The organism is Streptomyces sp. CB00455 (genome assembly GCF_001905445.1).
In the GTDB taxonomy this organism is placed as follows: Bacteria; Actinomycetota; Actinomycetes; order Streptomycetales; family Streptomycetaceae; genus Streptomyces.
This window is the reverse complement of the sequence record NZ_LIVQ01000001.1, coordinates 1307677-1334667: the sequence shown is the minus strand read 5'-3', so window position 1 is coordinate 1334667 and position 26991 is coordinate 1307677. Positions and strand designations below refer to the sequence as shown.

The window sequence follows — 26991 nt, the reverse complement described above, 5'->3', positions numbered from 1 at the left end:
GGGAGGATGTACGAGGAAACACCGTCGCGAGCCCTGCCCGGAGCCGTGCTGTGGCGGGCCGGGGGCGGCGGCGGGACGGTGCTGCCCGACGGCTGCATGGACCTGCTGTGGGCCGGGGGGCGACTGCTGGTGGCCGGGCCCGACACCGGGCCGCACCCCGCCGGGGAGGTCCCGGGCGGATCCTTCGCCGGGATCCGGCTCGCGCCCGGCACCGCGCCCGCGCTGCTCGGCGTACCGGCGCACGTCCTGCGGGACCGGCGCGTGGAACTGGCGGAGCTGTGGCCGGCCGCTGAGGTGCGCCGGCTGTCCGCACTGGTGGCGGGCCACCGGGACCCGCGGGCCGCACTGGAGGCGCTGGCCGCCCGCCGCGCCGCCGAGACCGGGCCGCCCGACCCCCTCGCCGCCGAGGTCACGGCCCGGCTGCGGGCCGGCGAGGCGGTGGCCCGGATCGCCGCCGCGGTCGGCCTCGGCGAGCGCCAGTTGCACCGCCGCTGCCTCGACGCCTTCGGCTACGGCCCCCGCACGCTCGGCCGGGTGCTGCGGCTGCGCCGTGCGCTGGCCCTGACCCGCTCGGGCACGCCGTACGCCGAGGTCGCCCTCCTCACCGGCTACGCCGACCAGCCCCACCTGGCCCGCGAGGTCCGCGCACTGGCCGGCACCACGCTGAGCACCTACGCGGCCGGGGCCGCGCCGAGCACTCACACGGCCGGTACCGCACCGGGCACTCACACGGCCGGGACCGCGCCGAGCGCCTAGGACCTGTCCGGGCGATCACGAAGTTGTCGGCGGCAGGTTCTTCATGAGGACGATGCTGTCGTAATTGGTGACGTCCCACCTCCAAGTGCCGATCGGCGCGTAGCCTCGCCGGCGGTACCAGTCGACGAGGTCTGTTGCCTGCGAGGAGGTATCGATGACGACCTGCGTCGATCCGAGGGCGGTAATGCGTGACTCTGCCAGAGCCAGCAGTCGTTGTCCGAGGCCGGTGCCTCTTTGCGATGGCTCGACAGCCAGTTGCCAGAACGAGCCCCCTCCCGCTGGCGCTGGGTATCCGGCCGGAGTGATGTGTGGAGCCGACACGGTGACCGTGCCTACCAGTACGTTTCCGTCCATCGCGACCCAGCACTCGCCTTTGCTCAGGCGGTGCTGTGTGTCCTGCGGAGTTTGGTAGGAGGCGAAGAAGACCCGCCCGGCAGCGGCGTGGTCTGCGTAGGCGCGGTGGAGCAGGAGAGTGAGCTGTTCCACCGAATCGTCGTTACGGAAACGCCTGACCTGCACGGTCATGGACGGACTTACTTCCGTCGAGTTGATGTTCATCCTGGCAGTCAAGCGCACTTCTGGGATCTGTCGAGCTCAGTCATGTGGCTCGCCTTCGGGTCAGGACGTGGTTCTGGGCATGGGGCGGGGTGTGGCTCCGAACATGATCGGCCGGACAGGTCCTAGGCGGCGGCCGGCGCCGCCGGGGCGAAGAGCGAGACCCAGCAGCCGTCCGGGTCGAGGACCACCGCGTAGCGCTGGCCCCAGAAGGCGTCCCACGGCTTGAGGTGACCGGTGTAGCCGGCGCCGGTCAGCTCCGCGTACATGGCGTCCACCTCGGCGGGGGAGTCGCACAGGAAGGCGAGCTCCCGGCGGCCGTCCCCGGTGGGACGGGTCCAGGACGGGTCGAAGGAGCGGACGGTCTCCTCCGTGTCCCACGCGATCCGCAGCCCGCCGGGCAGGGCGGCTTCGACGTGCGGCTGACCGTCACCGTCGGCGGGAACCTCCAGCCCGAGGCGGCGGTAGAAGGCGAGCGAGGCGGCCATGTCGGAGACGACCAGGCCGATCATGTCGAGTCGAGGAGTCATACCCGCAGGCTAGGCACCCACGGGCGGCCCCGTCTTGAAGGAAACGGACATGTTCGCCGCCCGCAGATCCGGCTGTACGGCTGTCCGGAGAGCCGGAGAGCCGGAGAGCCGGAGAGCCGGAGAGCCGGAAAAAGAATTGGCCCCCGCCCAGCGGGACTTGTTACCGTACTTCCGTATCCCGCCGACCGGCGTGGAGCCGTCCGCTCGTGTTCGGACCCGGAGGTGAGTTCGTTGATGACTGTCGTCGCGCAGGGCGCTGCCCGCACTCAGAAGACCATCAATGTCACTTCCGTGGTCCCCGGCTGACCTCACACCTCTTCGCGCGCCGCCACCGGGCGGGCGTGCGCTGCCGGGGCCACCCTGTGAAGGGTTCCCCTTGTCTTTCCCGTCTTCCTCTTCTTTCCCCCAGGACTCCTCTTTTCCCCAGGACTCCTCCGCGCACCCCCTCGCCCCCTACGGCTGGGACGACGCCTGGCAGGCCGAGTTCACCCCGTACGCCGCGCAGGGCCTCGTGCCCGGGCGGGTGGTACGCGTCGACCGCGGTCAGTGCGACGTCATGACCCCGGAGGGGATCGTCCGCGCCGACACCGCCTTCGTCACCCCGCACGACCCGCTGAAGGTCATCTGCACCGGCGACTGGGCCGCCGTCGAAGCGGCGGGCAGCCCGCGCTACGTGAAGGCGTACCTGCCGCGCCGGACCGCCTTCGTACGCTCCACCTCCTCGCAGCGCTCCGAAGGGCAGATCCTCGCCGCCAACGTCGACCACGCGGTCATCGCCGTCTCCCTCGCCGTGGAACTCGACCTCGGGCGCATCGAGCGCTTCCTGGCCCTGGCGTGGGAGTCGGGGGCCCAGCCGCTTGTCGTCCTCACCAAGGCGGACCTGGTCCCGGACCCGGCGACGCTCGCGCACCTGGTCCAGGACGTGGAGACCACGGCGCCGGGGGTCCAGGTGCTCACCGTCTCCTCCCTCACCGGGGAGGGCACCGACACGCTCACCGCCATCCTGTCGGACGGCACCAGCGTGCTGCTGGGCATCTCCGGCGCGGGCAAGTCCACCCTGGCCAACACGCTCCTCGGCGCCGATGTCATGGAGGTCCAGGAGGCCCGCGAGGTCGACGGCAAGGGCCGCCACACGACCACGACGCGCAACCTGCTCGCCCTGCCGGCCGGCGGGGTCCTCATCGACACGCCCGGCCTGCGGGGCGTCGGGCTCTTCGACGCGGAGGCCGGGGTCGGCCAGGTCTTCTCGGAGATCGAGGAGTACGCCCAGGAGTGCCGCTTCCACGACTGCGCGCACGAAGCCGAGCCCGGGTGCGCGGTGCTGGCCGCCGTGGAGTCGGGGGAGCTGGCGGAGCGCCGCCTGGACAGTTACCGCAAGCTGCTGCGGGAGAACCAGCGGATCGTCGCGAAGACGGACGCGAGGCTCCGCTCGGAGATCCGGCGGGACTGGCGCCTGAGGGCGGCGGAAGGCCGGGCCAACTACGCGGCCAAGCGCGGCAACCGCTGACCTGACCCAGCGGGAGCCGGCCCCCCCGGGGCCCGGCTCCCGCCTGCCCCGGGGGCCACGGACTGTCGACGGGACCGTGCCCAGCCAGGCTGCCGCCACCAGCAGGCAGGCCGGCAGCTCCACCAGCTCCACCAGCACGCTCGTGCCCACCGCCCGCATCACCGCCCGCATCACATCCAGTACCGACGCCCGTACCGACGCCCGTGCGTCGCCGGGCGCACCCAGGCGCAGCCGCTCGCGCCGCTCGCAGAGGTAGACGCCGCCCACGAAACCCGGGACCGCCCCCACCGCCGGGACCGGTACGAAGCCCGGTACCGCGCCGGCGCCCGCGTACGCCGCCATCCGGGGGGGCGCCCCCACGCGCCGCAGCCGTCGCGGGGGGAGCAGCCACTTCACCACCTGGACCACCAGCAGCAGGGCGGTGGTCCAGGCCAGCAGGGTCCAGGCCCCGGCCGACCGTTCGCGCAGCGCCCACCACAGGACCCCCGCCCACACCAGCCAGGTGCCCGGCACCCCGGGGACCGGCACCCCGAGCGTCCCGAGCAGCAGCACCAGCCCCGCCGGCAGCTGAGGCAGCTCCATCTGCTCCGCCTGACCGACCAGGGACTATCGGGCCACCCAGCCCCGTTCGTACGCGTGCCAGCCCAGCTGGAGCCGCGTCGTGACCCCGGACAGCTCCATCAGCCTCCTGACCCGCCGCTGCACCGTCCGCAGGCCCAGTTCCAGGTGCTTCGCCACGCTCGCGTCCGTCATCCCCGCCAGCAGGAGGGAGAGGATCTCCAGATCCGTTGCGTCCGGACCGCCGTCGGACTCCTCCGGCGCCCCCGAGGCGCCCAGCCGCAGCGGCAGCGACTCCCGCCACACCGCCTCGAAGAGGCCCATCAGCGATTCCAGCAGACCCGACGCGTGCACCACCAGCGCCGCCGGCTCCGCGCCGCGCGACGTCAGCGGGACCATGGCCAGCGTCCGGTCCGCGATCACCAGCTTCGTGGGGACCCCGCCCGTCACCCGCACGCGCTCGCCCCGGGCCAGCGCCGAGGACGCCTCCCGGATCCCCCGCGGCGCCGTCAGGACCTCCCGCTCGATCACCACCCGGTAGGCGACACCGCGCACCGGGGCCCGTTCCTCCGCCTCGTTGTCGCTACCCGTCACCACCTGCGAGCGGCCCCTGACCAGCGCGCACACCTCCTGCGCCGCGCCCAGCTGAAGCTGGTGGAAGCGGTGCGCCACCGCGCTCGCCCCCTGCACCACCTCCACCAGGTCGTGCACCGCCGGCTCGGCCGCCTCCGCCCGGTACTCCTGCGCGAGCAGCACCGCCGCCAGCTCCGCCTGCTCCAACTCGTGCCGCTGCTGCGTCAGCAGCGCCCCGAGGGCGACCCCCGGCGGGGCCGCCACCCAGCGCCCCGGGCGCGAGGAGGACTGGGCGGCCAGCCCCTGGCGCTCCAGGTGCCGCAGCGCCCGCTCGGTCTGCGGGACCGGCAGCGTCAGCCGGTGCGCGAGGTCGGGCACCTCCGCCGCCCCCAGCGCCACCAGCGCGCGGTACGCCGACTCCTGGCCCTCGTCGAGGCCTATCGCACCCAGCAACCCGTCCACCCACCTCTCAGCACAGCGCCTGGCGGGAAGCGGCCACGGCGCAAACCCGCCGCGGACATCATCGCCGCACCCGCCGCCACTCTGCCAAGGTCATTCCACCGCAGCACCGACATCCGCCGGCCACAGGCCACGTACGCGGCAGCTTTGCCGTGCAACGCGGCAGTTGGGCCGGAATCGACCCGGGGAGAGCGATGCGCCCGATATCGCGCACGGCATGGGGAACGGCCACCGCGGCCGTCCTCGCCGTCACCGCCGCGGGCCCCTCCCACGGCACAACCGAGCGGCGGCGCAGCGCCGGAGAACAGACCCGTCGCCGGGAGCGCGGCAGCCGCGGAGCGGCCCGCGGCGCCGACCGCTCCCTGGTCCTCGGCTCGACCGGCGGCGTCGCCCTCGCCGCCGACAAGGCACAGGCCGCCGCTTTGTGGGCCGACGTCACCGGTACGGACGCCCGCGCGCGCTCGGTGTCCGGCGGCCTGCGCAAGCTCTGGCTGGACGGCAAGGTCCGGGCCAGCCTGGACCGCTCCACGAAGCAGGTCAACGCCCCGGCCGCCTGGGCCGCCGGATTCGACGGCAAGGCCACCAAGTTCGCGCGGCGAAGGGCCTGAGCATCGGGCTGGGCGTCACCGGGCACGCGGGCTGCGCGCCCGGTCCGCTGAAGTCGGCGAAGCTGTCGTACTCGTACGAAGGTGAGCACTGGACCGAGGCCGGGGGCAGCGGGCGCGGCGGCAAGTGGACCGCGGTCGTGGACCACACGGGTGCTTCCGGCAAGCCGGTATCGCTGAAGGTCGAACTGACCGACGCGAACGGCGCGTCGGTGACCCAGACGGCCGCGCGGGCGTACGACGTCCGCTAGGCCGTACGGGTAAGGCGGAAGGGGTCCACCGGGCGGCGGCCCGGTGGAACCTTTTCGCGCGTTCGGCGTTTTTCACCCCGGCGGGAGGCCGAGAATGGGGGCATGAGTCAGCAGGGCGCGGACGACTGGTGGCAGAAGCTCTACGAGGACCCGGAACCGGGCCCGGAGCCGGACCCGGGGGACACCCTGGACACCCGCTTCCGCTCGGCCACGATCCTGACCACGGCCCCACCCCCGAACGGACCACCACCCCCCACCCAAGCGCCTGCCCAGACCCGGACGGGCATCCCCGCCCAGACGCCGGACCCCGACGCGGAGTCGGGCCCCGGCCGGGCGCCGGATCCCGTCGGGGCGGGGGTTCCCGACCCTGGGACGGCTCCCGGCGGCCGGGTGCCGGATCCGGCCCGGGCGCCGGAGGATGGTTCCGGGGAGCCGCCGGGGACGCCGGAGGCGCGGCGGGGCACGGAGGGACTCCTGCCAGGCCCTCGGCATCCGGCCTCCGCCGGACCTCCGCCGGGTGACCGACGCGCCGTGCCACCGAGGGGTGTTCCCGCCCCGGGCGGCGTTCCGGCCGCCGATGAACCCGCGCAGGCTCCTGCGTGGCCGGGTGGCCTTCCGGCCTCTGGTGAAGCCGCGCAGGCTCCTGCGGCGCCGGGGGGCCGTGCACTTCCGGACGGGGTTCCTGCCGGCGCACCGCCGCCCCTCGGTGTGCCCCCGCGTCCGGTTCCGCCGCCGGCCGCGCCGGGCTGCGCTGCGCCGCCGCCTGACGGGGCGGCCGTACGCCGGGTTCCGGGCCCGGCGGGTCCGCTGCCCCCGCCTTGCCCGCCCGGTGACCCGGGGCCGGGCGGGGCCTTCGTACGCAGGCCCCAGGGGGAGCCTCCCGCGCCGTCCGGCCTTCCGGTGGATCCGCCTTCGCGTGGTGAGGCCCCCGCCGCTGCGGGGGCGGGGGCCCCGCCCGGGCCCCCGCCCGCCGGCCCGGACCGGGTGGCCGGTGCCGGGTTGCCGCAGGCGCCGTCGGCCGGCGCGCCCTGGTCGCAGGATCCGCGCGCGGACGCGGGCGCCCCGCCCCTGCGCGATCCCCGGGAGGGCGGCGCCACCGGGTACGCCCTCGGGGGTGTGCGGGTCCCGCCGGTGCGCGGACCCGAGCCGGCGCAGCCGCCCGGACTTCCCGCCGAGCGCCGGGGCGTGCCGCACGAAGGGGCGCCCCCCGAGGCCCCGCCCGGGGCCCGCGCCGTTGAGGTCCCGGCAGGCTCCGGTGCCCGGCGCAAGCCGCCACCGCCCCCGACGCCGACGCAGGAACCGGCGCCGTCCCCGCCCGCCGCCGACCGGCCCGAGGTACGGCACCTCGGCGACCGCGCCCCCACCTACGCCGCCGAGCCCGGCACGCTGCCGCTCACCGACCCCGCCTCCCTCAACGGCTGGACCCCGCCGGCCCCCGACACCGTCCTCGAAGGCGCCCGCTACGGCACCTACACCCTGCGGGCCGCCTCCCTGCGCGGGGACTCCGCCCGCTTCCGCGGCGAGGCCCGCCGGGACGTCCTGCTCACGGCCCGCTTCGGCGCCGGCGACGACGCCCTCGTCCTGGTGGCCCTGGCCGGAGGCGACCGCGCGGCGCCGGGCGCGGGCGAAGCCGCCGCCGAGCTCTGCCACACCGTCGCGGGCGCCGTCGGCCGCAGCCGGGAACGGCTCGCCGAGGACATCCGCGCCGGACGCCGTGACGCGCTGCGTTCGGGGCTGCAGCGCCTCACCGACCGGGGCTACGGCCGCCTGCGGGTCCGCGCCGCCGAGCTGGGCCTCGCCGAGGAGACGTACGCGGCCGGACTGCGCGGCCTGCTGCTCCCGGTGGACCCCGCATGCCGCACCCGGGTCTGCTTCGGCGCCGGCGCGGGCGGACTGTTCCGGCTGCGGGAAGGCGCCTGGCAGGACCTGGAACCGGCAGCCGGGCCCCCCGCCGGGCCCCCGGGGGGCGACGAGCCCGCGGCCCCCGCGCCCGGCGCCGCCTGCTTCCGGTTCCGCGCCACCGTGGCCCGCCCGGGCGATGTCCTGCTGCTCTGTTCCGGCGGCCTGGCGGAGCCGATGCGGGAGGAGGAGCTGCTCTGCGCCGAGCTGGCCGCGCGCTGGGGCCGGCCGCAGCCGCCCGGCCTCGCGGCCTTCCTCGCGGACACCCAGCTCCGCCTCAAGGGGTACGCGGACGACCGTACGGCCGCCGCGGTCTGGGAGGCGTAACCGCCCCACACATGGCTGGATGGGAGGCACACACGACGGACCACCGGACGGGACCGGGCCGGACACCGGGAAGGGTGCCTCCCTCATGGCCAAGCAGAACGTGGCAGAGCAGTTCGTCGACATCCTCGTGCGCGCCGGCGTACGAAGGATGTACGGCGTCGTCGGCGACAGCCTCAACCCGGTGGTGGATGCGATCCGCCGGACGGGCGGCATCGACTGGATCCAGGTGCGCCACGAGGAGACGGCCGCCTTCGCGGCCGGCGCCGAAGCCCAGATCACCGGCCGCCTGGCCGCCTGCGCGGGCTCCTGCGGCCCGGGAAACCTGCACCTCGTCAACGGTCTGTACGACGCCCACCGCTCCATGGCGCCCGTCCTCGCGCTCGCCTCGCACATCCCCTCCTCGGAGATCGGGCTCGGCTACTTCCAGGAGACCCACCCCGACCGGCTGTTCACCGAATGCAGCCACTACAGCGAGATGATCTCCAACCCCGGGCAGATGCCCCGGGTGCTCCAGACCGCCATCCAGCACGCCGTCGGACGCAGCGGCGTCGGCGTGATCACCCTGCCCGGGGACATCGCCTCCCAGCCCGCGCCGGACAAGACGGTGGAGCACGCCCTCGTCACGGCACGGCCCTCGGTACGCCCCGGGGAGGGCGAAATCGAGAAGCTGGTCCGCCTCGTCGACGAGGCGGACAAGGTCACCCTCTTCTGCGGCAGCGGCACCGCCGGCGCGCACGCCGAGGTGATGGACTTCGCCGAACGAGTGAAGGCGCCCATCGGGCACGCCCTGCGCGGCAAGGAGTGGATCCAGTACGACAACCCGTACGACGTCGGCATGAGCGGGCTCCTGGGCTACGGCGCGGCCTATGAGGCGACCCACGAGTGCGACCTGCTGATCCTGCTCGGCACGGACTTCCCCTACAACGCCTTCCTGCCCGATGACGTGAAGATCGTCCAGGTGGACATCCGGCCCGAACACCTGGGCCGCCGATCCCAGTTGGACCTCGCCGTCTGGGGAGACGTACGGGAGACCCTGTGCGCCCTGAATGCGCGCGTGAAGGCCAAGACGGACCGCCGCTTCCTGGACCGCATGCTGAAGAAGCACGCGGAGGCGCTGGAAGGGGTCGTCAAGGCCTATACGCGCAAGGTGGAGAAGCACACCCCCATCCACCCCGAGTACGTGGCCGCGGTCCTCGACCAACTGGCCGACGGGGACGCCGTGTTCACCGTCGACACGGGCATGTGCAACGTGTGGGCGGCGCGCTATCTTTCGCCGAACGGCAAGCGGCGCATCATCGGCTCCTTCAGCCACGGCTCCATGGCCAACGCCCTCCCGCAGGCCATCGGGGCACAGTTCACGGATCGCGGACGTCAAGTGGTGTCCATGTCCGGTGACGGCGGTTTCTCGATGCTGATGGGAGATTTCCTCACCCTCGTGCAGTACGACCTCCCCGTCAAAGTGGTCCTCTTCAACAACTCATCTCTGGGAATGGTCGAGTTGGAGATGATGGTTTCCGGCCTGCCCGCCTACGGGACGACGTACACGAACCCGGACTTCGCCGCCATCGCCCGGGCAGCGGGCGCCTACGGGGTCCGCGTCGAGAAGCCCAAGCAGCTCAACGCCGCTCTGAAGGACGCGTTCCGGCACTCCGGACCCGCTCTGGTCGATGTGGTCACCGATCCCAACGCCTTGTCCATTCCGCCGAAGATCAGGGCCGAGATGGTGACCGGATTCGCCCTTTCGGCCAGCAAGATCGTGTTGGACGGCGGGGTGGGCCGCATGGTCCAGATGGCTCGATCCAACCTGCGCAACGTGCCGCGTCCCTGAGGCCGAAGGAGTGCGGATCTGCCCGGGGGGCATGCATCCCGTAGACCTGTTCGAGAGCAGTGGACGCGGGAGGTACAGCGCCGTGCGGGTGGGGGCGAAGACAGGGAAGCAGGGAAGGAGAGGGCGGCCCGAACCGCGCGAACCGTCCGACGGGGACGGGGGAGCGGTGGACGAGCTGGAGATCACCCGGAGCGTGCGCCGGGCGGATCTGAAGGCCGTCGGCGAAGTGCGGCGGGCGCTGCGGGAGCTGATGCGCCATCGGTGCCGGAGTGATTCCGCCGACGTGGCCGAACTCCTCATCACCGAACTCGTCACCAACGCACTCGTCCACACCGGGCAGGGCGCGGAGGTGTGCGCGAGTCTCGCCGCCACCCGTTTACGGGTGGAGGTCCGGGACTACGCCAACCGCCGGCCCCGGCCCCGTCCCCGGCCGCACGTACCGACCGCCGACGACGGTACGCACGGCAGGGGGCTCGTGCTGGTGCAGGCGCTCGCGGACGCCTGGGGCGTGGAGGCGCTGGGGCCGGGCCGCGGCAAGGTGGTCTGGTTCGAGATGGAGGGAGGGCTCGCCTGAACGGGCGGGCCCTGCGGGTACCGCGGGCAGGACCGGTCAGCCGAACTGCTGCTCCAGGTCCTTCAGTTTGCGTTCCAGGGAGTCGAGGCGCGGGATCGTCTGGGTGTCGTCCTCGGCGGTGAGGTCCACCGTCCGGGGGCCGGCCGCTTCAGAGCCTTCGGTTCCGTTCACGGCCTGCAAGGAGGGCCTTCGGTGCGGGGGCAGCTGTCCCTGCGCCGCTATGGCCGGCTCCGCGCCGACCGGCGCGGAGCCCGTTCCAGGAGCCAGCCCCGGCATGTCGCCCTCGCGGGCGCGAGCCCGCCCGAACGCGCGGTTCTGCCGGCCGAGCGCCTTGATGTGCGCCCGGTCCAAGCGGTGCTGCTCGCGCCTGCGGTGCCGGTCGTTCTCCTTCTCCTTCTTGTCCTCGCGCACCTCGTCCACGGCCTCGTCGAGGGTGCGCACCCCCTCCAGCAGCATGAGTGACCACGCTCCGAAGGTCTCCCGGGGCGCCCGCAGCCAGCGGACCATCCGGATCTGGGGCAGCGGCCGGGGGATCAGCCCCTGCTCGCGCAGCGCCGCCCGGCGGGTCTGCTTGAGGGCGCGGTCGAAGAGGACGGCAGCCGAGAGCGACATCCCCGCGAAGAACTGCGGGGCTCCGTCGTGGCCCATGCCGCGCGGGGCGTGCACCCAGTTGAACCAGGCGGCCGCGCCCGCGAACAGCCAGACCAGCATGCGTGAGCCGAGGGCGGCGTCACCGTGGCTGGCCTCGCGGACGGCGAGCACCGAACAGAACATGGCGGCGCCGTCGAGGCCGAAGGGGACCAGGTACTCCCAGCCGCCCGAGAGGTTGAGGTTCTGCCGGCCGAAGCCGACCAGTCCGTGGAAGGAGAGTGCGGCGGCGACCGCGGCGCAGCAGAAGAGCAGGACGTACGAGGCGGACCCGTAGACGGCCTCCTTGCGCCTGCGGCGCTCCTCGCTGCGCTCCCAGCTGTCCTCGGACACGGCCTTCTCGCTTTCGCGCCTGCCCCGGGCCAATACCGCAACTGCCGCAAGTACGCCCAGGATCAGCAGGCTGCCGGGCAGCAGCCAGTCCAGCGATATGTCGGTCAGTCTCATGCGGATGTCCCTTGCCTCGCGTATGCGGCGTTCCGGGCGCCATAGTGGCGCAGCCGGCCGGCCGTGCACGCGGGTTTCGGGGCAAGAGGACGCCATCGGGGGGCGGGGCACGCCGGATAGGGTGTTGTGCTTCGAACGCGTGCCCGTGCGGACGGAGTCCAGTTCGATCGCCGTCACCCCTGGGGGTGGGTTCGGCGCGGGAGGGGCCGCGATGGCCGCCGCCGTGCGATGTCAGGGCTTCCGGGCCGGCGTTCTAGGAGGCGAAGGCATCCGCTGCCGTGAGCCGGGCGAGGCGGTCCGCGTCGCAGGTCCGGGGACAGGTGACGCAGGTGTCCTCGGGCCGGATGGTGTAGAAGAGGCAGCAGCTGGCCCGGTCCCGCGTGGGGAGCTTCCCGCCGTCCGGACCCGTGAGCGTACGGAATCCGGCGCCCCCGGTGTACGGGGCGGTCGAGCCGGGCAGGAGCGCCTCCAGCTCGGCCGTCGCGCGCTGTTCCTCGCCGAGCAGGTGGCCGATGTACCAGAGGCTCTCGACGACTTCGTCGGTCACCATGCCCCACAGCGCGCGGCGGCCGCGCCGCATGCGCGGGCCGAAACCTTCCAGCACGGGCCCGAGGTGCTGGGCCACCGCGGCCCGCACCTCACCCCGCAGCGCCTCCTCGTCGGGCACGACGCGGGCCCCCGGGAGGGCGGCCGCCGGGTCGTCCGGCAGGCAGGCGAACTCCGCGACGTGCACGGCCATCCGGCCGAGGGTCCGGTGGAAGGCCACCTGGCCGGCCGGGAGCCGGGGGACCCGCCGGTGCAGGAACCACGGCAGGGTGATCAGCAGGCAGGCCGGCCACGCGTAGCGGTGGAGGCCGAAGCTTGCGACCACGTCGGGGCGGGCCTGGTGTCCGTAATCTCGCAGGACCTGTGCGTCGTCCCAGGCCAGGAAGGTGTCGAGGGCCGTTCCGCCCGCCGCGAGCTCGTCCGCGCCGACCCAGCCCGCACCGCGGGGGGCCGCTTCGTCCGCGGTCTGCTCGACGACCCGTAGGCCGCCGTAGACCTGCGCGAGGCGCGCGTAGGAGTCGGCCACCGGGGAGCCGGGCGGGGCGGGTGGGAGGTCGAAGGCGCCGGGGGCGCCGAGGGTCGTGACGGTCATGGCGGTCCACCGAATCGCACGATCGTTAACAGGTAAGCCTTACCTTAGCTGATCTCCATGTGCCCGGGGTCGCCTTGCCCGGGTCACCTATTCTCTGGACAGGCCGAGACCAGGTGAGGAGGACCGAGTGCGCGAAGTGGCCCAGGGCGGGATCGGGGCGGAGCCGGCGATCGCGGCGCAGATGCCGGCGCAGATGCCGGCACAGATCCCGGCGCGGATGCCGGAGGGGAAAACCGACCGGAAGGTGCTGCGCCATTCGGTGCGCGGGCAGATCCTCGACGCGTTGCGCGCCGCGCTGGTCGACGGGGAGCTGGCGCCGGGGGAGATCTACTCGGGTCCGGCGCTGGGGGAGCGTTTCGGGGTCTCCGCGACCCCGGTGCGCGAGGCGATGCAGCAGCTGGCGCTGGAGGGGGCCGTGGAATGCCTCCCGAACCGGGGCTTCCGCGTCTTGTCGCGGACCCCGCGCGAGCTCGCCGAGCTGGCGGAGGTACGGGCCCTGCTGGAGGTGCCCGTCATGCTGCGGCTGGCCCGCAGCGTGCCCGCGGAGACCTGGGAGGGCTTGCGCCCGGCGGCCGCCGCGACGGCGGAGGCGGCGGCGGCGGGGGACGTGCCGGGGTACGCGGACACGGACCGGGCCTTCCACCGGCGGGTGCTCGCGCTGGCCGGCAACGAGCAGCTGGTGCAGGTGGCGGAGGAGCTCCACCGCCGGGCGCAGTGGCCCCTGCCGGGCGCTCCGCGGGTTCGGCGGGCGGATCTCGTCGCCGATGCGGCTGAGCATGCGGCGCTGCTGGAGGCGTTGATCGCCGGTGACCTGCCGGTCGTGGAGTCCCTGGTGCGGGAGCACTTCCAGGGCTCGGCGTCCTGACGCACGGCGCGTGCGCCGATCCCGGAGCGCGGCGCCGCCACCGGGGGCCCGCCCCGGACCCCGCGCCTCAAACGCCGGCGGGGCCGGGTGTGCCCGGGTCCTGCGCTTCCGGGCGGGCGGGGCTGCATGGGTGGGCCTTACGCATGGGGCGTCGGGGAGGCAGCCGGTAAGGCAGAGGAGCGAGGCGCGGGCGCGGCGCCGCCGCCGGGGCTCCGCCCCGGACCCCGCGCCTCAAACGCCGGCGAGGCTGGATTACCCGGACCCCGCGCCTCAAACGCCGGCGGGGCCGGGTGTGCCCGGGTCCTGCGCTTCCGGGTGCCGGAGCTGCATGGGTGGGCCTTACGCATGGGGCGTCGGGGAGGCAGCCGGTAAGGCAGAGGAGCGAGGCGCGGGCGCGGCGCCGCCGCCGGGGCTCCGCCCCGGGCCCCGCGCCTCAAGCGCAGGCGGGGCCGGGTGTGCCCGGGTCCTGCGCTTCCGGGGGGCGGGGCTGCATGGGTGGGCTTCGCGCATGGGGCGCCGGGGAGGCATGGAGCGAGGCGCGGGCGCGGCGCCGCCGCCGGGGCTCCGCCCCGGACCCCGCGCCTCAAGCGCCGGCGAGGCTGGATTGCCCCGGGCTCCGCGCCTCCAGGGGGGCGGGGCTGGGTGTGACCGGGCCCCGCGCCTCAAACGCCGGCGGGGCTGGGTTACCCCGGGCTCCACGCCTCAAGCGCCGGCGGGGCTGGGTGTGCCCCGGCTCCGTGCCTCCCGGGGTGGCGGGGTTGGGCAGGTGCGGGTGGGGGGTCAGGTTGCCGGGGCTGGGGCTGGGGCTGGGGCTGAGGTGGGGGTGGGGTGGAGTTGGTCTGCCAGCCAGGTGGGGATGCCGCCCAGGAGGTGGAACAGGCGGCGGGCCTCCGCGCGGAGGCGGGCCGCCTCCGGTTCCGGTTCGGCTTCGGCCAGGGCCGCCAGGGCCGGGGCCGTGCCGATCAGGAAGCCCAGGTCCTCCCGGATCCGCAGGGACTCCGCGAAGCCCTTGCGGGCCTCCGCCACCTCGCCGTCCCGCAGCGCCAGCGCGGCCAGGTGCCGCCAGGTGAAGGACTGCAGGAGCGTGTCCCCGTGGGCCACCGCCCCCTCGTGGGCCCGGCGGTACGCCGGACGGGCCGCCTGCGGCGCGTCGGCCAGGTGCTCCGCCACCAGCCCGCGCCGGAAGTCCAGCAGCGGCCGGGTCCGGGACCCCGGCGACAGCAGCGCCGCGGCCCGGCCCAGCGCGGAGCGCGCTTCGTCGGACCGGTCGCGCACGCCGAGCACGGTGGCGGCGTACGCCAGCTGTCCCCGCTCGCACGCGGCCGCTCCCCGCTCGTCGTCCTCCCTGGCGACGGCCTCGGCGATCCGCAGCGCGTCCTCGGCCTCGGACCAGCCCTGCCCCGTGAAGAGGCACCGTTCCACCAGCAGCGCGGTCCGCTGCACGGCGGCCCCGGCGTCACCGGCCGCGCCGACCCGTGGGGTCAGCAGCGCCGCCGCGTCGGTCCAACAGCCGCGCGAGCGCAGCCGCCATATCGCCCGCTGGAGGGGGTCGTCTCCCCCGGTAGATCCGGCACCCGACATGGCGGTGTCCGCCACATTGCCCTCCCCGAAGCAACCAAGCAGCACATCGTTGAGCCCTGGGGCGAAATGAGAGCACGGATCCACGGCTCCGGCCAAGGGGTCGGGTGAACTCTTTCACAAAGTCCGGACGGATCATCAGCCGCCGCCGGCCGGCGGGGGGCGGCCGCGGGGGCGGATCCGCTCAGCTCATGCGCAGTGCCAGGAAGAAGTCGAGCTTGTCCTCCAGCCGGGACAGGTCACGTCCCGTCAACTGCTCGATTCGTCCGACCCGGTAGCGCAGCGTGTTGACGTGCAGGTGCAGCCGCGTCGCGCAACGGGTCCAGGAACCGTCGCAGTCCAGGAATGCCTCCAGCGTCGGGATGAGCTCGGCGCGGTGGCGCCGGTCGTAGTCCCGCAGCGGGTCCAGCAGCCGGGCCGTGAAGGCGCGGCGCACGTCGTCCGGCACGAACGGCAGCAGCAGCACGTGCGAGGCCAGTTCGTGGTGGCCCGCCGCGCAGACCCGGCCCGGGCGGGCCGCGGCGACGCGGCGGGCGTGCCGGGCCTCCTCCAGCGCGCCGCGCAGTCCCTCCGCGGAGTGCACCGCCGCGCTGACGCCCAGCGTGAGCCGGCCGTCGTCGGCCAGACCGGCCTGGAGCGGGTCGCGTACGGCCGTCAGCAGCACGTCGGCGTGCAGGGCGGAGTCGGGGCCCTTGTCCTCCCCGTCCTCCCCGGCCGGTGCGGGCAGCGGCACCAGGGCGATGGCCTCGCCCCCGGCGTGGGCGACGGCGATCCGGTCCGACGGTTCGGGCCCCGAGACGGACGGGTCGACGAGGATCTCCTCCAGCAGCGACTGGGCCACCGGGCCGCCGGGGATGTCCCCGCCGTCCCAGTCCACCCGCGCCACCACGACCTGCCAGTGGGGTGCCGCGCCCAGTCCGGGCAGCAGTACCGGGGCCGCGACCCGCAGGCGGGCGGCGATCTCCGCCGGCGGGGCACCCGTCTGGACCAGTTCGAGGACTTCTTGTGCGAGGCGGCGGCGCACGGTGCGGGCGGCGTCGCGCCGCTCCCGTTCCACCGCGATGAGCTGGGTGACGCCCTGGAGCAGGTCGAGCCGCTCGGCGGGCCAGTCCCCGGCGTCCGCCTCGACGGCCAGCAGCCAGTCCGACAGCACGCTCTCGCGGACGTCACGGGCGGCCGGACCGGCCGCGCCGCGCCCGTGTCCCCTGATCGGGAAGAGCGAGTAGGTAATACCCTGGAGGGAGATCCGGTGCGGGCCCCTGCGGCCCGTCCGGACCGCGGCGAGGTGCTCACTCGCCAGCGCTGCGCACACGCCTGGTGCCAGCGGCTCGCCCGCCCCGGCGATCTGCCGGCCCGTGGGGGACAGCACCCAGGCCCGGAGATCGAGGTCCGTGGTGAGCAGATCCAGCACCACGTCGGGTCCGCCACCGGCCGGGCCCGACGTCATCAGGCGGCGGTGGCGGTCGACCACGGCCGCCAGGTCCCCGGCGCGCTCCCCCGAGACCTGGCGCACCACGTACTCGGTGATCGTGGCGAATGCAACGTCTTCGTTGACGGCGAACAACGGCAGCCGGTTGCGCCGGCAGGCCGATACCAGATCGTCCGGCACGTCCCCGAGCTCCGCCTCACCCGCCGCGAGCCCCGCCACACCGGCGCTCGCGAGGATTCGTACGAACGGCTCGGAGTCGGCCGAATTCCGCCGCCAGGCCAGGCCGGTGAGGACGAGTTCGCCCCCGGAGAGGTATCGGCTGGGATCACGCAGGTCGGTCGTCATGACCCCGCGGACCGTCCGGTCGAGTTCGTCCTCGCCGCCCAGCAGCCGCAGCCCCAGCGCCTCGGTCTCCAGCAGTGCGCGCAGCCGCATGATGTCGCCGCCGATCTGTCTCGAATGTTGCCGTTGGAAATCGGGCAGGTCGTTGCATCCTGCCTTTCATACGAATCTACAAGACGAGGGAGGCCGCCAGCCAACTCCTTCATGGTTTCGGTGACTGCACCCGGGGGACGCGCGGCTTGTGTACTGACTCCACACCGCGTTAACAGCACGTGAACGACCAGTCGAAGGCCACTGGGCCTCCTGGCTTGAAGTGAACGACACGATGAAGAAGAAGAGAGCCGCTCATGGACTTCCTTCGCCCCGCCAGCTGGGAGGAGGCGCTCGCCGCTAAGGCCGAGTTCCCCTCAGCTGTGCCGATTGCGGGTGGCACCGACGTGATGGTCGAGATCAACTTCGACCACCGCCGGCCGGAGTACCTCCTGGACCTGAACCGCATCGGTCTGCTGCGGGAGTGGGAGGTCGGCGAGGACGTGGTCCGTCTCGGCGCCTCCGTCCCCTACACGCAGATCATGGAGAACCTCCGCACGGAGCTGCCCGGTCTCGCGCTCGCCTCGCACACGGTCGCGTCCCCGCAGATCCGCAACCGCGGAGGCGTCGGCGGCAACCTCGGCTGCGCCTCGCCGGCCGGTGACTCCCACCCCGCGCTGCTCGCGGCGGGCGCCGAGGTCGAGGTGGAGTCCGTACGCGGCTCCCGCCTGATCCCGATCGACGAGTTCTACACCGGCGTGAAGCGCAACGCGCTCGCCGCCGACGAGCTCATCAAGACCGTCCACGTGAAGAAGGCGGACGGCCCCCAGCAGTACTCCAAGGTCGGCTCCCGCAACGCGATGGTCATCGCCGTCTGCGCCTTCGGCCTGGCGCTGCACCCGCAGACCCGCACGGTCCGTACCGGCATCGGCTCGGCCGCGCCGACCCCGATCCGCGCGAAGGCCGCCGAGGAGTTCCTGAACGCCGCCCTCGAAGAGGGCGGCTTCTGGGAGTCCGGCAAGGTCGTCACCCCGTCGATCGCCAAGCAGTTCGGTGACCTCGCCTCCGGCGCGGCCAACCCGATCGACGACGTCCGCGGCACGGCGAAGTACCGCCGTCACGCGGTCGGCATCATGGCTCGCCGCCAGCTCGTCTGGACCTGGGAGCAGTACCGCGGTACCGGCCACGGCCGCTCGCTTGAAGGGGCTGCGTAAACATGCGCGTCAATTTCACCGTCAACGGCCGTCAGCAGGAAGCGGACGACGTGTGGGAGGGCGAGTCCCTCCTGTACGTCCTGCGCGAGCGCCTGGGTCTGCCCGGTTCGAAGAACGCCTGTGAGCAGGGCGAGTGCGGTTCCTGCACCGTCCGTCTCGACGGCGTGCCGGTCTGTTCGTGTCTGGTGGCCGCCGGTCAGGTCGAGGGTCGCGACGTCGTGACCGTCGAGGGCCTGGCGGACTTCGCCAAGCAGCGCGAGGAGCACGGCCACGGCGGGGCCTGTGGCACCGGCGGCGGCTGCGGCGCCAAGGGCGTCACCATCGACGAGGCCAAGCGCTGGACGGCCAAGCCCGGTGACTCCCAGACCGGTGAGGGCGTCGAACTCTCCACCATCCAGCAGGCGTTCATCGACGCCGGCGCCGTGCAGTGCGGTTTTTGCACCCCCGGCCTCCTGGTCCAGGCCGACGCGCTGCTGGAGGAGAACGCCTCCCCGTCCGACCAGGACATCCGTGAGGCCCTGTCCGGCAACCTCTGCCGCTGCACGGGTTACGAGAAGATCCTCGACGCGGTCCGCCTCGCGGCCGCCCGTCAGTCAGAGGCGGTCTGACCATGGCTCAGAACACCCGCACCGTGCCCGCCGGCGCGCCGACCAGCGTCAGCCAGAAGCACAACAAGGGCGGCATCGGCGAGTCGACGCTCCGCCCGGACGGCACGCTCAAGGTCACCGGTGAGTTCGCGTACTCCTCGGACATGTGGCACGAGGACATGCTGTGGGGCCAGACCCTGCGCAGCACCGTCGCCCACGCCGAGATCGCGTCCATCGACATCTCCGAGGCGCTCGCCATGCCCGGCGTCTACTCGGTGCTGACCTACGACGACCTGCCGGCCGAGATGAAGAACTACGGCCTGGAGATCCAGGACACCCCGGTCCTCGCCAACGGCCGGGTGCGCCACCACGGCGAGCCGGTCGCCCTGGTCGCCGCCGACCACCCGGAGACCGCCCGGCGCGCGGCCGCCAAGATCAAGATCGACTACCGTGAGCTGCCGCTCGTCACGGACGAGGCCTCCGCGCTCGCCGAGGGCGCCCCGCTGATCCATGAGGGCCGCACCGACCACCACATCGGTCACGTCCCGCACCCGAACATCGTGCACCGCCAGCCCATCATCCGCGGCAACGTGGAAGAGGCCCGCAAGAGGGCCGACGTCATCGTCGAGGGCGAGTACACCTTCGGCATGCAGGACCAGGCCTTCCTCGGCCCCGAGTCCGGCCTGGCCGTGCCCTGCGATGACGGCGGCGTCGAGCTGTACGTCGCCACCCAGTGGCTGCACTCGGACCTCAAGCAGATCGCCCCCGTCCTCGGCCTGCCCGAGGAGAAGGTCCGCATGACGCTGTCCGGCGTCGGCGGTGCCTTCGGCGGCCGCGAGGACATCTCGATGCAGATCCACGCGTGCCTCCTGGCGCTGGCCACGAACAAGCCGGTCAAGATCGTCTACAACCGGTTCGAGTCCTTCTTCGGCCACGTGCACCGTCACCCGGCGAAGCTCCACTACGAGCACGGCGCCACCAAGGACGGCAAGCTCACGCACATGAAGTGCAGAATCGTCCTCGACGGCGGCGCCTACGCCTCGGCCTCCCCGGCCGTCGTCGGCAACGCCTCGTCCCTGTCGGTCGGTCCCTACGTCCTGGAGGACGTGGACATCGAGGCGATCGCGCTCTACACGAACAACCCGCCCTGTGGCGCGATGCGCGGCTTCGGCGCCGTCCAGGCCTGCTTCGCCTACGAGGCCCAGATGGACAAGCTCGCGGCGAAGCTGGGCATGGACCCGGTCGAGTTCCGCCAGCTGAACGCCATGGAGATGGGCACGGTCATGCCCACCGGCCAGGTCGTGGACGCCCCCGCGCCCGTCGCCGAACTGCTGCGCCGGGTCAAGGCCCGCCCGCTGCCGCCGGAGCGCCAGTGGGAGACGGCCGGCGAGGGCCCGGACGTCCGCGCGCTGCCCGGCGGCCTCTCCAACACCACCCACGGCGAGGGCGTGGTGCGCGGCGTCGGCTACGCGGTCGGCATCAAGAACGTCGGCTTCTCCGAGGGCTTCGACGACTACTCGACCGCCCGGGTGCGCCTTGAGGTCATCAACGGCGAGCCCGTCGCGATGGTCCACACCGCCATGGCGGAGGTCGGCCAGGGCGGCATCACCGTCCACGCGCAGATCGCCCGGACCGAGCTGGGCGTCACCCAGGTGACCATCCACCCGGCCGACACCCAGGTCGGCTCCGCCGGTTCCACCTCCGCCTCCCGGCAGACGTACATGACCGGTGGCGCGGTGAAGAACACCTGTGAGGCGGTCCGCGAGGCCCTGCTGGAGATCGGCCGCCGCAAGAACGGCTCGTACCACCCGGCCTGGGCCACCGCCGAGCTGCTCCTCGAAAGCGGGAAGATCGTCACCGACGGCGGCGAGGTCCTCGCGGACATCGCCGAGGTCCTCGGGGACGAGGCCATCGACCTCGAACTGGAGTACCGCCACCACCCGACGGTCCCCTTCGACCTGGTCACCGGCCAGGGCAACGGGCACGTCCAGTACACCTTCGCCGCGCACCGCGCGGTCGTCGAGGTGGACACCGAGCTCGGCCTGGTCAAGGTCGTCGAGCTGGCGACCGCGCAGGACGTCGGCAAGGCCCTGAACATGCTCTCCGTGGTCGGCCAGATCCAGGGCGGCACCACCCAGGGCCTGGGCGTCGCGATCATGGAAGAGATCATCGTGGACCCGAAGACCGCGAAGGTGCGCAACCCCTCCTTCACGGACTACCTGATCCCGACCATCCTCGACACCCCGACCATCCCGGTCGACGTCCTGGAGCTCGCCGACCCGAAGGCCCCCTACGGCCTGCGCGGAATGGGCGAGGCCCCGACCCTCTCCTCCACCCCGGCCGTCCTCGCGGCGATCCGCCAGGCGACCGGCCTGGACATCACCAAGACGCCGATCCGCCCGGAAGCCCTCACCGGCACCCTCTAGGACGGCACGCTCCGGGGGCCGTCCGGCGCCCGGACCCCCTCGAACTCTCCGGGCGGTGCGACATGGGAACGTCACACTTCACAGGCACCGCCCGGAGTACACGAAGGACCGCACCGCTCGCGGTCCGCTTCACCCGGCAGCACCCCTGCACACACCCCCGTAGTTCCAGCGGTCACCACCGCGCCACCCGCAGGACCGCAGTTCACGCAGAACCCGCAGAACCCGCAGTACACGCAGTGAACATTTCGCTTCGCCTCGGGCCGTCACCCCGGGTCGTGCAGCCAACGGAGTTTCCCAAATCCCGCGTCTCCAATCTTCATGCGGGTGCCCCTTTGAACCTTGGGAGTTAGGCACCATGACCCAGTCGTCTGTGGAGCCCAAGACCACCGCGGAAGAGGCCGGCGACGGCTCTCGCACACCCGCCGGGCGTTCTTGGCTCGACCGGTACTTTCACATCACACACAGAGGATCCAATGTCGGCAACGAGGTTCGTGGCGGCGTCACGACCTTCATGGCCATGGCGTACATCCTGCTGCTCAACCCGCTGATCCTCTCCGGCAAGGACGTCGCCGGAGACACCATGAGCCAGAAGGCGCTGATCACGGCCACGGCCTTCGCCGCCGCCCTGACCACCCTCCTGATGGGCTTCGTCGGCAAGGTGCCGCTCGCCCTCGCGGCCGGACTGTCCGTCTCGGGTGTGCTGTCCTCACAGGTGGCGCCCCAGATGACCTGGCCGCAGGCCATGGGCATGTGCGTCATGTACGGGGTCGTGATCTGTCTCCTGGTCGTCACCGGCCTCCGCGAGATGATCATGAACGCGATTCCCCTCGCGCTCAAGCACGCGATCACCATGGGCATCGGCCTGTTCGTCGCCCTCATCGGCCTGGTCAAGGCCGGCTTCGTCGGCAACGGCGGGGAGTTCGCTCCTCCCGTGACGCTCGGCGCCGCCGGTGAGCTCGCGGGCTGGCCCGTCCTGCTGTTCTGCGTCACCCTGCTCGCCATCTTCATGCTCCAGGCACGCAGGATCCCCGGCGCGATCCTGATCGGCATCGTCGGCGGCACCGTCCTCGCGGCCAGCCTCAACGCTGTCGCGGACATCGACCCGAAGGCGTGGCGGAACGGCCCGCCGGAGCTCTCCGGCTCCGCCATCTCGATGCCCGACTTCTCGCTCTTCGGCAAGGTCGAGTTCGGCGGCTGGGGCGACGTCGGTGTCATGACCGTCGGCATGATCGTCTTCACGCTGGTGCTCGCCGGCTTCTTCGACGCGATGGCCACCATCATCGGCGTCGGCACCGAGGCCAAGCTCGCCGACGACAAGGGCCGCATGCCGGGCCTGTCCAAGGCGCTGTTCATCGACGGCGCCGGCGGCGCCATCGGCGGCCTCGCGGGCGGCTCCGGCCAGACCGTGTTCGTCGAGTCCGCGACCGGCGTCGGCGAGGGGGCCCGTACCGGTCTCGCCTCCGTCGTCACCGGCCTGTTCTTCGCCGCCTGCCTCTTCTTCACCCCGATCACCCAGATCGTCCCCGGCGAGGTCGCCTCCGCGGCCCTGGTCGTCATCGGCGCGATGATGATGCAGAACGCCCGCCACGTGGACTGGGCCGACAGCGCCACCTCGATCCCGGTCTTCCTGACCGTCGTGATCATGCCGTTCACCTACCAGATCACCGCCGGTGTCGCCGCCGGTGTCATCTCCTACGTGGCCATCAAGGCCGCGCAGGGCAAGGCCCGCGAGGTCGGTGCCTTCATGTGGGTGCTGGCCGGCATCTTCCTGGTCTACTTCGCCCTCCACCCCATCGAGGGATGGCTCGGCGTCAAGTAGGTGCGGACGTGATCCGCACCTGACCCCTCCACGCATCCGATACTGGAACCGAACCCTCCGAGGAGGCCCCCATGCTGGACATCGCCGAAGAACTGAACCGGTGGGTCGAGCAGGGACGTGACTTCGCCGTCGCCACCGTGGTGGCGGTCGGCGGGAGCGCGCCCCGGCAGCCCGGAGCGGCCCTCGCGGTCGACAGCGAGGGCACGGCCATCGGCTCGGTTTCCGGCGGATGCGTGGAGGGCGCGGTGTACGAGCTGTGCCGGCAGGCGCTGAAGGACGGCGAGAGCGTCCGGGAGCGCTTCGGGTACAGCGATGACGATGCCTTCGCCGTGGGCCTGACCTGCGGCGGGATCATCGACATCCTGGTGACCCCGGTGGCCGTGGGATCCGCCGTACGGGAGGTGGTCGCGGCCGCTGTGGCCGCCGCCGCCCGCGGTGAGGCCGCCGCGGTGGCGCGCATCGCCGAGGGCCCCGCCGGGCTGATGGGCAGGGCCGTGCTCGTCCGTACCGACGGCGCCCCCCAGGGCGGTTTCGGCGGACACCCCGAGCTGGACCGCACCATCGCGCAGGAGGCCCGCGCCATGCTCGACGCCGGCCGGACCGGCGTGCTGGAGATCGGCGCCGACGGGCGGCTGTGCGGGGAGCCCCTCAAGGTGCTCGTGGAGTCCAGCGTGCCGCCGCCGCGGATGATCGTCTTCGGTGCCATCGACTTCGCCTCCGCCCTCGTGCGCATCGGGAAGTTCCTCGGCTACCGAGTGACCCTGTGCGACGCGCGGCCCGTCTTCGCGACGGCGACCCGCTTCCCCGAGGCCGACGAGATCGTCGTCGACTGGCCGCACCGCTACCTGGAGACCACCGGCGTGGACGGACGGACCGTCCTGTGCGTGCTCACCCACGACGCCAAGTTCGACGTCCCGCTCCTCGAACTGGCCCTGCGGCTCCCCGTCGCCTACGTCGGCGCCATGGGCTCCCGCCGCACGCACGAGGACCGCAACGAGCGGCTGCGCCAGGTGGGCGTGACCGAGCTGGAACTGGCCCGGCTGCGCTCGCCGATCGGCCTGGACCTGGGCGCCCGCTCGCCCGAGGAGACCGCGTTGTCCATCGCCGCCGAGATCGTGGCCAACCGCCGCGGCGGCACCGGGGCCGCACTGACCGGCGCGCACCGGCCGATCCACCCCGACGCCGCGCACACGGTCGTGAGCCGGATCGGCTCCGTCGCTTGAAGAGGTTGCCGAGTTGCCGAGGCTGAAGGGTTTCAGGGGTTCCAAGGGTTTCGAGGCTCAGCCGCGGTGGACGCGGAAGCAGGACGTGGAAAAGGGCGCGCCCCAAGGGGGTTGCGTCCTTTCGGCGTTCCGCCTATTTTACCGGCCGGTAACAGGAGGCACCCTCTCCATCCCTTCCCCACAACGGAGTTGAACGGATGTCACGTACCCTCCGCACCCTGCGCACCCTCGGCGTGCTGGCCGCGGCCACCCTGCTGGCCGCCGTCTCACCGGCCGCCGCAGCGCCCGGCGACGGACTGCGCGAAGTGCTCTTCGTCGGCAACAACTGGGAGGGGACCGCCGACGTCCTCGCCTCCACCGGCGGCCTCGCCAAGGTCGGCCGGATCAACGTCGTCCCCGACAAGGCGGAACGGCTCCGGGAGATCTACCTCAACCCGATCAAGCTGGGCTTCTTCCTCGGCATCCGGGAAACCGCCGGCGAGGGCCACGACCAGTTCGTCGACGACCTGTACACCACCCCCGACGGATCGGCCCTCGTCGCCTCCCGGCCCAGTTTCGCCGATGTCGTCTCCGTCGACCTGCGCACGGGACGGATCAACTGGCGCTTCCCCGTGGCCGGTTACCGCGCCGACCACATGGCCGTCTCCCCGGACGGCACCCGGGTGGCGGTGTCGGCCTCCACCGCCAACACCGTGCACGTCCTCGACATCGCCACCGGACGCCAGATCGGCTCATTCCCCACCGGCGACAAGCCCCACGAGAACACCTTCAGCCGGGACGGCCGCTACCTGTGGAACAGCTCCATCGGGGACGTGACCTCCGCTCTTGACGCCCCCTGGCTCGACTGGACGAAGGGCGACCGCAAGATCACCGTGGTCGACGCCCAGACCTTCCGCACCGTCAAGATCATCGACATGCGGGAGCGGCTGGACGCCTTCGGCCGCCCGGACCTCTCCGACGCCGTGCGCCCCGTCTCCTTCAGCCCGGACGAGTCGAAGCTCTACTTCCAGGTGTCGTTCCTGGGCGGCTTCCTCGAGTACGACGTGGCCACCGACCGGATCACCCGTCTCAAGACCCTCCCGCAGAACCCGGCCACCAGCGCCGACCGCACCACGTGGGTCAACGACTCCCGCCACCACGGCATGTCCATGAGCCCGGACGGCAGCAAGCTCTGCATCGCGGGCACCATGGACGACTACGCCACCGTCGTGGACCGGGCCACCCTCACCGAAGGGCCGCTCGTACCCGCCGTCAAGCCGTACTGGGCCACCGTCGACGGCGACGGCACGGGCTGCGTGATCTCCGAGAGCGGCGCCGACCAGGTCACGGCCATCGACTTCGCCACCGGCACCAAGCGGGTCTCCGTCCCCGTGGGGGACCACCCGCAGCGGGTCCGGATCGGGCACGTCCCGGCGGGCTGGAGCGGCCCCGCCGCCCGGTAGGGCGGCCACGGGAACCGGTCACCCTGGCCAGTACGAGGTATATGGGGTGACCGGTCCCCGATGACCGATTAGTCTCGCGATCATGCTGCACATCCGTGAGGTAGCCGAGGCCGACATCGACCGCGCTCTGGAACTCGCGTACCTGGTCTTCCACGACAGGCCCGAGAAGGAGGTCCGCGAAAGGCACCGCGCCCTGCTGTCACGCTGCGGACGCCTCGGCGCCTACGACGGGGACCTGCTGGTCGGCTTCATGGCGGCGCACGACTTCCGGCTCTCGGTCCCGGGCGCGGACCTGCCCTGCCCGGGGCTCACCTTCGTCTCCGTCGCCCCCACCCACCGCCGCCGCGGCGTGCTCACCGCGCTGATGACCGAACAGCTGCGGCGCGCGGCGGCGGCCGGCAGCCCCCTCGCGGCCCTCTGGGCCTCCGAGGCCGCCATCTACGGCCGCTTCGGCTACGGCGGCGCCACCACCGGCGTCACCATCGAGATCGACTCCACCCGGCCGCTGCCCCTGCGCATCGCCCCGGACCCGCGCCCGCTGCGCCTGGTCGGCGCGGATGAGGCCCTCGCCGTGATCGGTCCCTTCCACGAGGCCGCCCGCGCCGTACGGGCGGGCCGCCCCACCCGGAGCCCGGAGCGCTGGGCCGAGGAATGGCTGGCCGAACAGGACGAGGAGGACGCGGAGTTGAGCCCTCCCCGGATCATCGTCCTGGGTGACCCGGGCCGGCCGATCGCCGGGTACGTCCTCTACCGCACCAAACCGGAGGACGACGCCGGACCCCTGCGCACCCCCGGGCTGGTCCGGGTGGACGAGCTGGAGGCCGAGACCCCCGCGGTCGCCGCCGCCCTGTGGGGGTGCCTCGCCTCCCTGGACCTCACCGGCCGGGTCTGCGCGTGGGGCCGCCCGGCCGACGACCCGCTCCTGCACTTCGCCGCCGACCGGGACCAGGTACGGGTCACCGCGCAGTTCCCCGCGCTGTGGCTGCGCCTGGTCGACGTACGGGCGGCACTGACCGGCCGCGCGTGGGCCGCCGCGGTGGAAGTGGTCCTGGAGCTGACCGACGCGTGGCTGCCCGCGAACGCCGGGCGGTTCCGGCTGAAGGCGGGGCCGGGCGGGGCCGCGTACGAGCCCACCGTGTCCCCCGCGGACCTGGCCATGGACGTGCGCGAACTGGCCGCCTGTTACCTGGGCGGGACCCGGATGACCGAGCTGGTCGCCGCCGGGCTGGTCGCCGAACGTACCGCCGGCTCCGCGGCGGCGCTGGACGCGGCCCTGCGGACCGATGTGCTGGCGCACACCGCCGACGAGTTCTGACGCGCCGCCCGCCGCCCGCCCGGCCGGCCGGGGCGGGCGGCACCGGGGGTGAGGGCGGGGGCGGGC

The 26991-nt window shown here is 73.0% G+C and carries 21 protein-coding genes and 1 pseudogene; 14 read left to right on the top strand and 8 right to left on the bottom strand.

The features are described from left to right. The first annotated feature begins 6 nt into the window (after positions 1 to 6). Positions 7 to 756: a helix-turn-helix transcriptional regulator gene (locus AMK16_RS06005; RefSeq protein WP_073909414.1), complete on the top strand. Its 750-nt coding sequence runs from the start codon at positions 7 to 9 to the stop codon at positions 754 to 756. Between the two features lie 15 nt (positions 757 to 771). Here the strand turns inward: AMK16_RS06005 and AMK16_RS06000 are convergent, their stop codons facing one another. Together AMK16_RS06000 and AMK16_RS05995 are read right to left on the bottom strand one after the other, a co-directional pair. Beyond that, positions 772 to 1314, bottom strand: coding sequence for a GNAT family N-acetyltransferase (locus AMK16_RS06000; protein ID WP_143196799.1), 543 nt, complete (start codon positions 1312 to 1314; stop codon positions 772 to 774). A 122-nt stretch (positions 1315 to 1436) separates the two neighbouring features. Further along, the gene (locus AMK16_RS05995) at positions 1437 to 1841 is read right to left on the bottom strand and encodes a VOC family protein (RefSeq protein WP_073909408.1); all 405 of its coding nucleotides are present in this window, start codon (positions 1839 to 1841) and stop codon (positions 1437 to 1439) included. 376 nt (positions 1842 to 2217) lie between these two features. Here AMK16_RS05995 and rsgA point away from each other — a divergent pair, with 376 nt between their 5' ends. After that, positions 2218 to 3348 carry a ribosome small subunit-dependent GTPase A gene (gene rsgA / locus AMK16_RS05990; protein ID WP_073909405.1) on the top strand — a complete coding sequence of 377 codons (1131 nt, stop codon included), beginning with the start codon at positions 2218 to 2220 and terminating at the stop codon, positions 3346 to 3348. 72 nt (positions 3349 to 3420) lie between these two features. Here the strand turns inward: rsgA and AMK16_RS05985 are convergent. After that, positions 3421 to 3930, bottom strand: a pseudogene (locus AMK16_RS05985) (DUF456 domain-containing protein); the annotation flags it as partial. Positions 3931 to 3954: 24 nt separating this feature from the next. Further along, positions 3955 to 4932 carry a helix-turn-helix domain-containing protein gene (locus AMK16_RS05980; protein WP_073910627.1) on the bottom strand — a complete coding sequence of 326 codons (978 nt, stop codon included), beginning with the start codon at positions 4930 to 4932 and terminating at the stop codon, positions 3955 to 3957. Between the two features lie 200 nt (positions 4933 to 5132). On the opposite strand from AMK16_RS05980, the gene AMK16_RS35720 reads away from it, so the two are divergent. From AMK16_RS35720 to AMK16_RS05960, 4 genes are all read left to right on the top strand, one after another. Then, positions 5133 to 5546: a hypothetical protein gene (locus AMK16_RS35720; protein WP_073909403.1), complete on the top strand. Its 414-nt coding sequence runs from the start codon at positions 5133 to 5135 to the stop codon at positions 5544 to 5546. Between the two features lie 1247 nt (positions 5547 to 6793). After that, complete coding sequence (locus AMK16_RS37040; RefSeq protein WP_242438606.1) at positions 6794 to 8020, top strand: protein phosphatase 2C domain-containing protein; 1227 nt, start codon at positions 6794 to 6796, stop codon at positions 8018 to 8020. Positions 8021 to 8105: 85 nt separating this feature from the next. Then, positions 8106 to 9848 carry a pyruvate dehydrogenase gene (locus AMK16_RS05965; protein ID WP_073909400.1) on the top strand — a complete coding sequence of 581 codons (1743 nt, stop codon included), beginning with the start codon at positions 8106 to 8108 and terminating at the stop codon, positions 9846 to 9848. A 193-nt stretch (positions 9849 to 10041) separates the two neighbouring features. Further along, complete coding sequence (locus tag AMK16_RS05960; RefSeq protein ID WP_073910624.1) at positions 10042 to 10422, top strand: ATP-binding protein; 381 nt, start codon at positions 10042 to 10044, stop codon at positions 10420 to 10422. Positions 10423 to 10458: 36 nt separating this feature from the next. Here AMK16_RS05960 and AMK16_RS05955 read toward each other — a convergent pair whose 3' ends face one another. Further along, entirely contained in the window at positions 10459 to 11517 is a 1059-nt protein-coding gene (locus tag AMK16_RS05955) for a DUF2637 domain-containing protein (protein ID WP_073909398.1), read from the bottom strand. A 253-nt stretch (positions 11518 to 11770) separates the two neighbouring features. After that, the gene (locus AMK16_RS05950) at positions 11771 to 12655 is read right to left on the bottom strand and encodes a (2Fe-2S)-binding protein (RefSeq protein ID WP_073909395.1); all 885 of its coding nucleotides are present in this window, start codon (positions 12653 to 12655) and stop codon (positions 11771 to 11773) included. Between the two features lie 193 nt (positions 12656 to 12848). Here AMK16_RS05950 and AMK16_RS05945 point away from each other — a divergent pair, with 193 nt between their 5' ends. Then, positions 12849 to 13520, top strand: coding sequence for a GntR family transcriptional regulator (locus AMK16_RS05945; protein ID WP_073910620.1), 672 nt, complete (start codon positions 12849 to 12851; stop codon positions 13518 to 13520). Between the two features lie 780 nt (positions 13521 to 14300). Here the strand turns inward: AMK16_RS05945 and AMK16_RS05940 are convergent. Next, the gene (locus AMK16_RS05940) at positions 14301 to 15101 is read right to left on the bottom strand and encodes a hypothetical protein (RefSeq protein ID WP_199885378.1); all 801 of its coding nucleotides are present in this window, start codon (positions 15099 to 15101) and stop codon (positions 14301 to 14303) included. A gap of 181 nt (positions 15102 to 15282) precedes the next feature. Continuing rightward, positions 15283 to 16962, bottom strand: coding sequence for a PucR family transcriptional regulator (locus tag AMK16_RS05935; RefSeq protein ID WP_073909389.1), 1680 nt, complete (start codon positions 16960 to 16962; stop codon positions 15283 to 15285). Between the two features lie 254 nt (positions 16963 to 17216). Between AMK16_RS05935 and AMK16_RS05930 the strand changes: the two genes are divergently transcribed. From AMK16_RS05930 to AMK16_RS05900, 7 genes are all read left to right on the top strand, one after another. Next, the gene (locus tag AMK16_RS05930; protein WP_073909386.1) at positions 17217 to 18113 is read left to right on the top strand and encodes an FAD binding domain-containing protein; all 897 of its coding nucleotides are present in this window, start codon (positions 17217 to 17219) and stop codon (positions 18111 to 18113) included. Positions 18114 to 18115: 2 nt separating this feature from the next. Further along, positions 18116 to 18721, top strand: coding sequence for a (2Fe-2S)-binding protein (locus tag AMK16_RS05925; protein WP_073909383.1), 606 nt, complete (start codon positions 18116 to 18118; stop codon positions 18719 to 18721). A 2-nt stretch (positions 18722 to 18723) separates the two neighbouring features. Continuing rightward, on the top strand, positions 18724 to 21126 hold the full coding sequence (locus AMK16_RS05920) for a xanthine dehydrogenase family protein molybdopterin-binding subunit (protein ID WP_073909381.1): 2403 nt from the start codon (positions 18724 to 18726) through the stop codon (positions 21124 to 21126). A 355-nt stretch (positions 21127 to 21481) separates the two neighbouring features. Continuing rightward, entirely contained in the window at positions 21482 to 22945 is a 1464-nt protein-coding gene (locus AMK16_RS05915) for an NCS2 family permease (protein WP_073909378.1), read from the top strand. A 71-nt stretch (positions 22946 to 23016) separates the two neighbouring features. After that, the gene (locus tag AMK16_RS05910) at positions 23017 to 24168 is read left to right on the top strand and encodes an XdhC family protein (RefSeq protein WP_073909375.1); all 1152 of its coding nucleotides are present in this window, start codon (positions 23017 to 23019) and stop codon (positions 24166 to 24168) included. 197 nt (positions 24169 to 24365) lie between these two features. After that, complete coding sequence (locus tag AMK16_RS05905; protein ID WP_073909372.1) at positions 24366 to 25610, top strand: YncE family protein; 1245 nt, start codon at positions 24366 to 24368, stop codon at positions 25608 to 25610. An 82-nt stretch (positions 25611 to 25692) separates the two neighbouring features. Beyond that, positions 25693 to 26925 carry a GNAT family N-acetyltransferase gene (locus AMK16_RS05900; RefSeq protein WP_073909370.1) on the top strand — a complete coding sequence of 411 codons (1233 nt, stop codon included), beginning with the start codon at positions 25693 to 25695 and terminating at the stop codon, positions 26923 to 26925. The last annotated feature ends 66 nt before the right edge of the window (positions 26926 to 26991 follow it).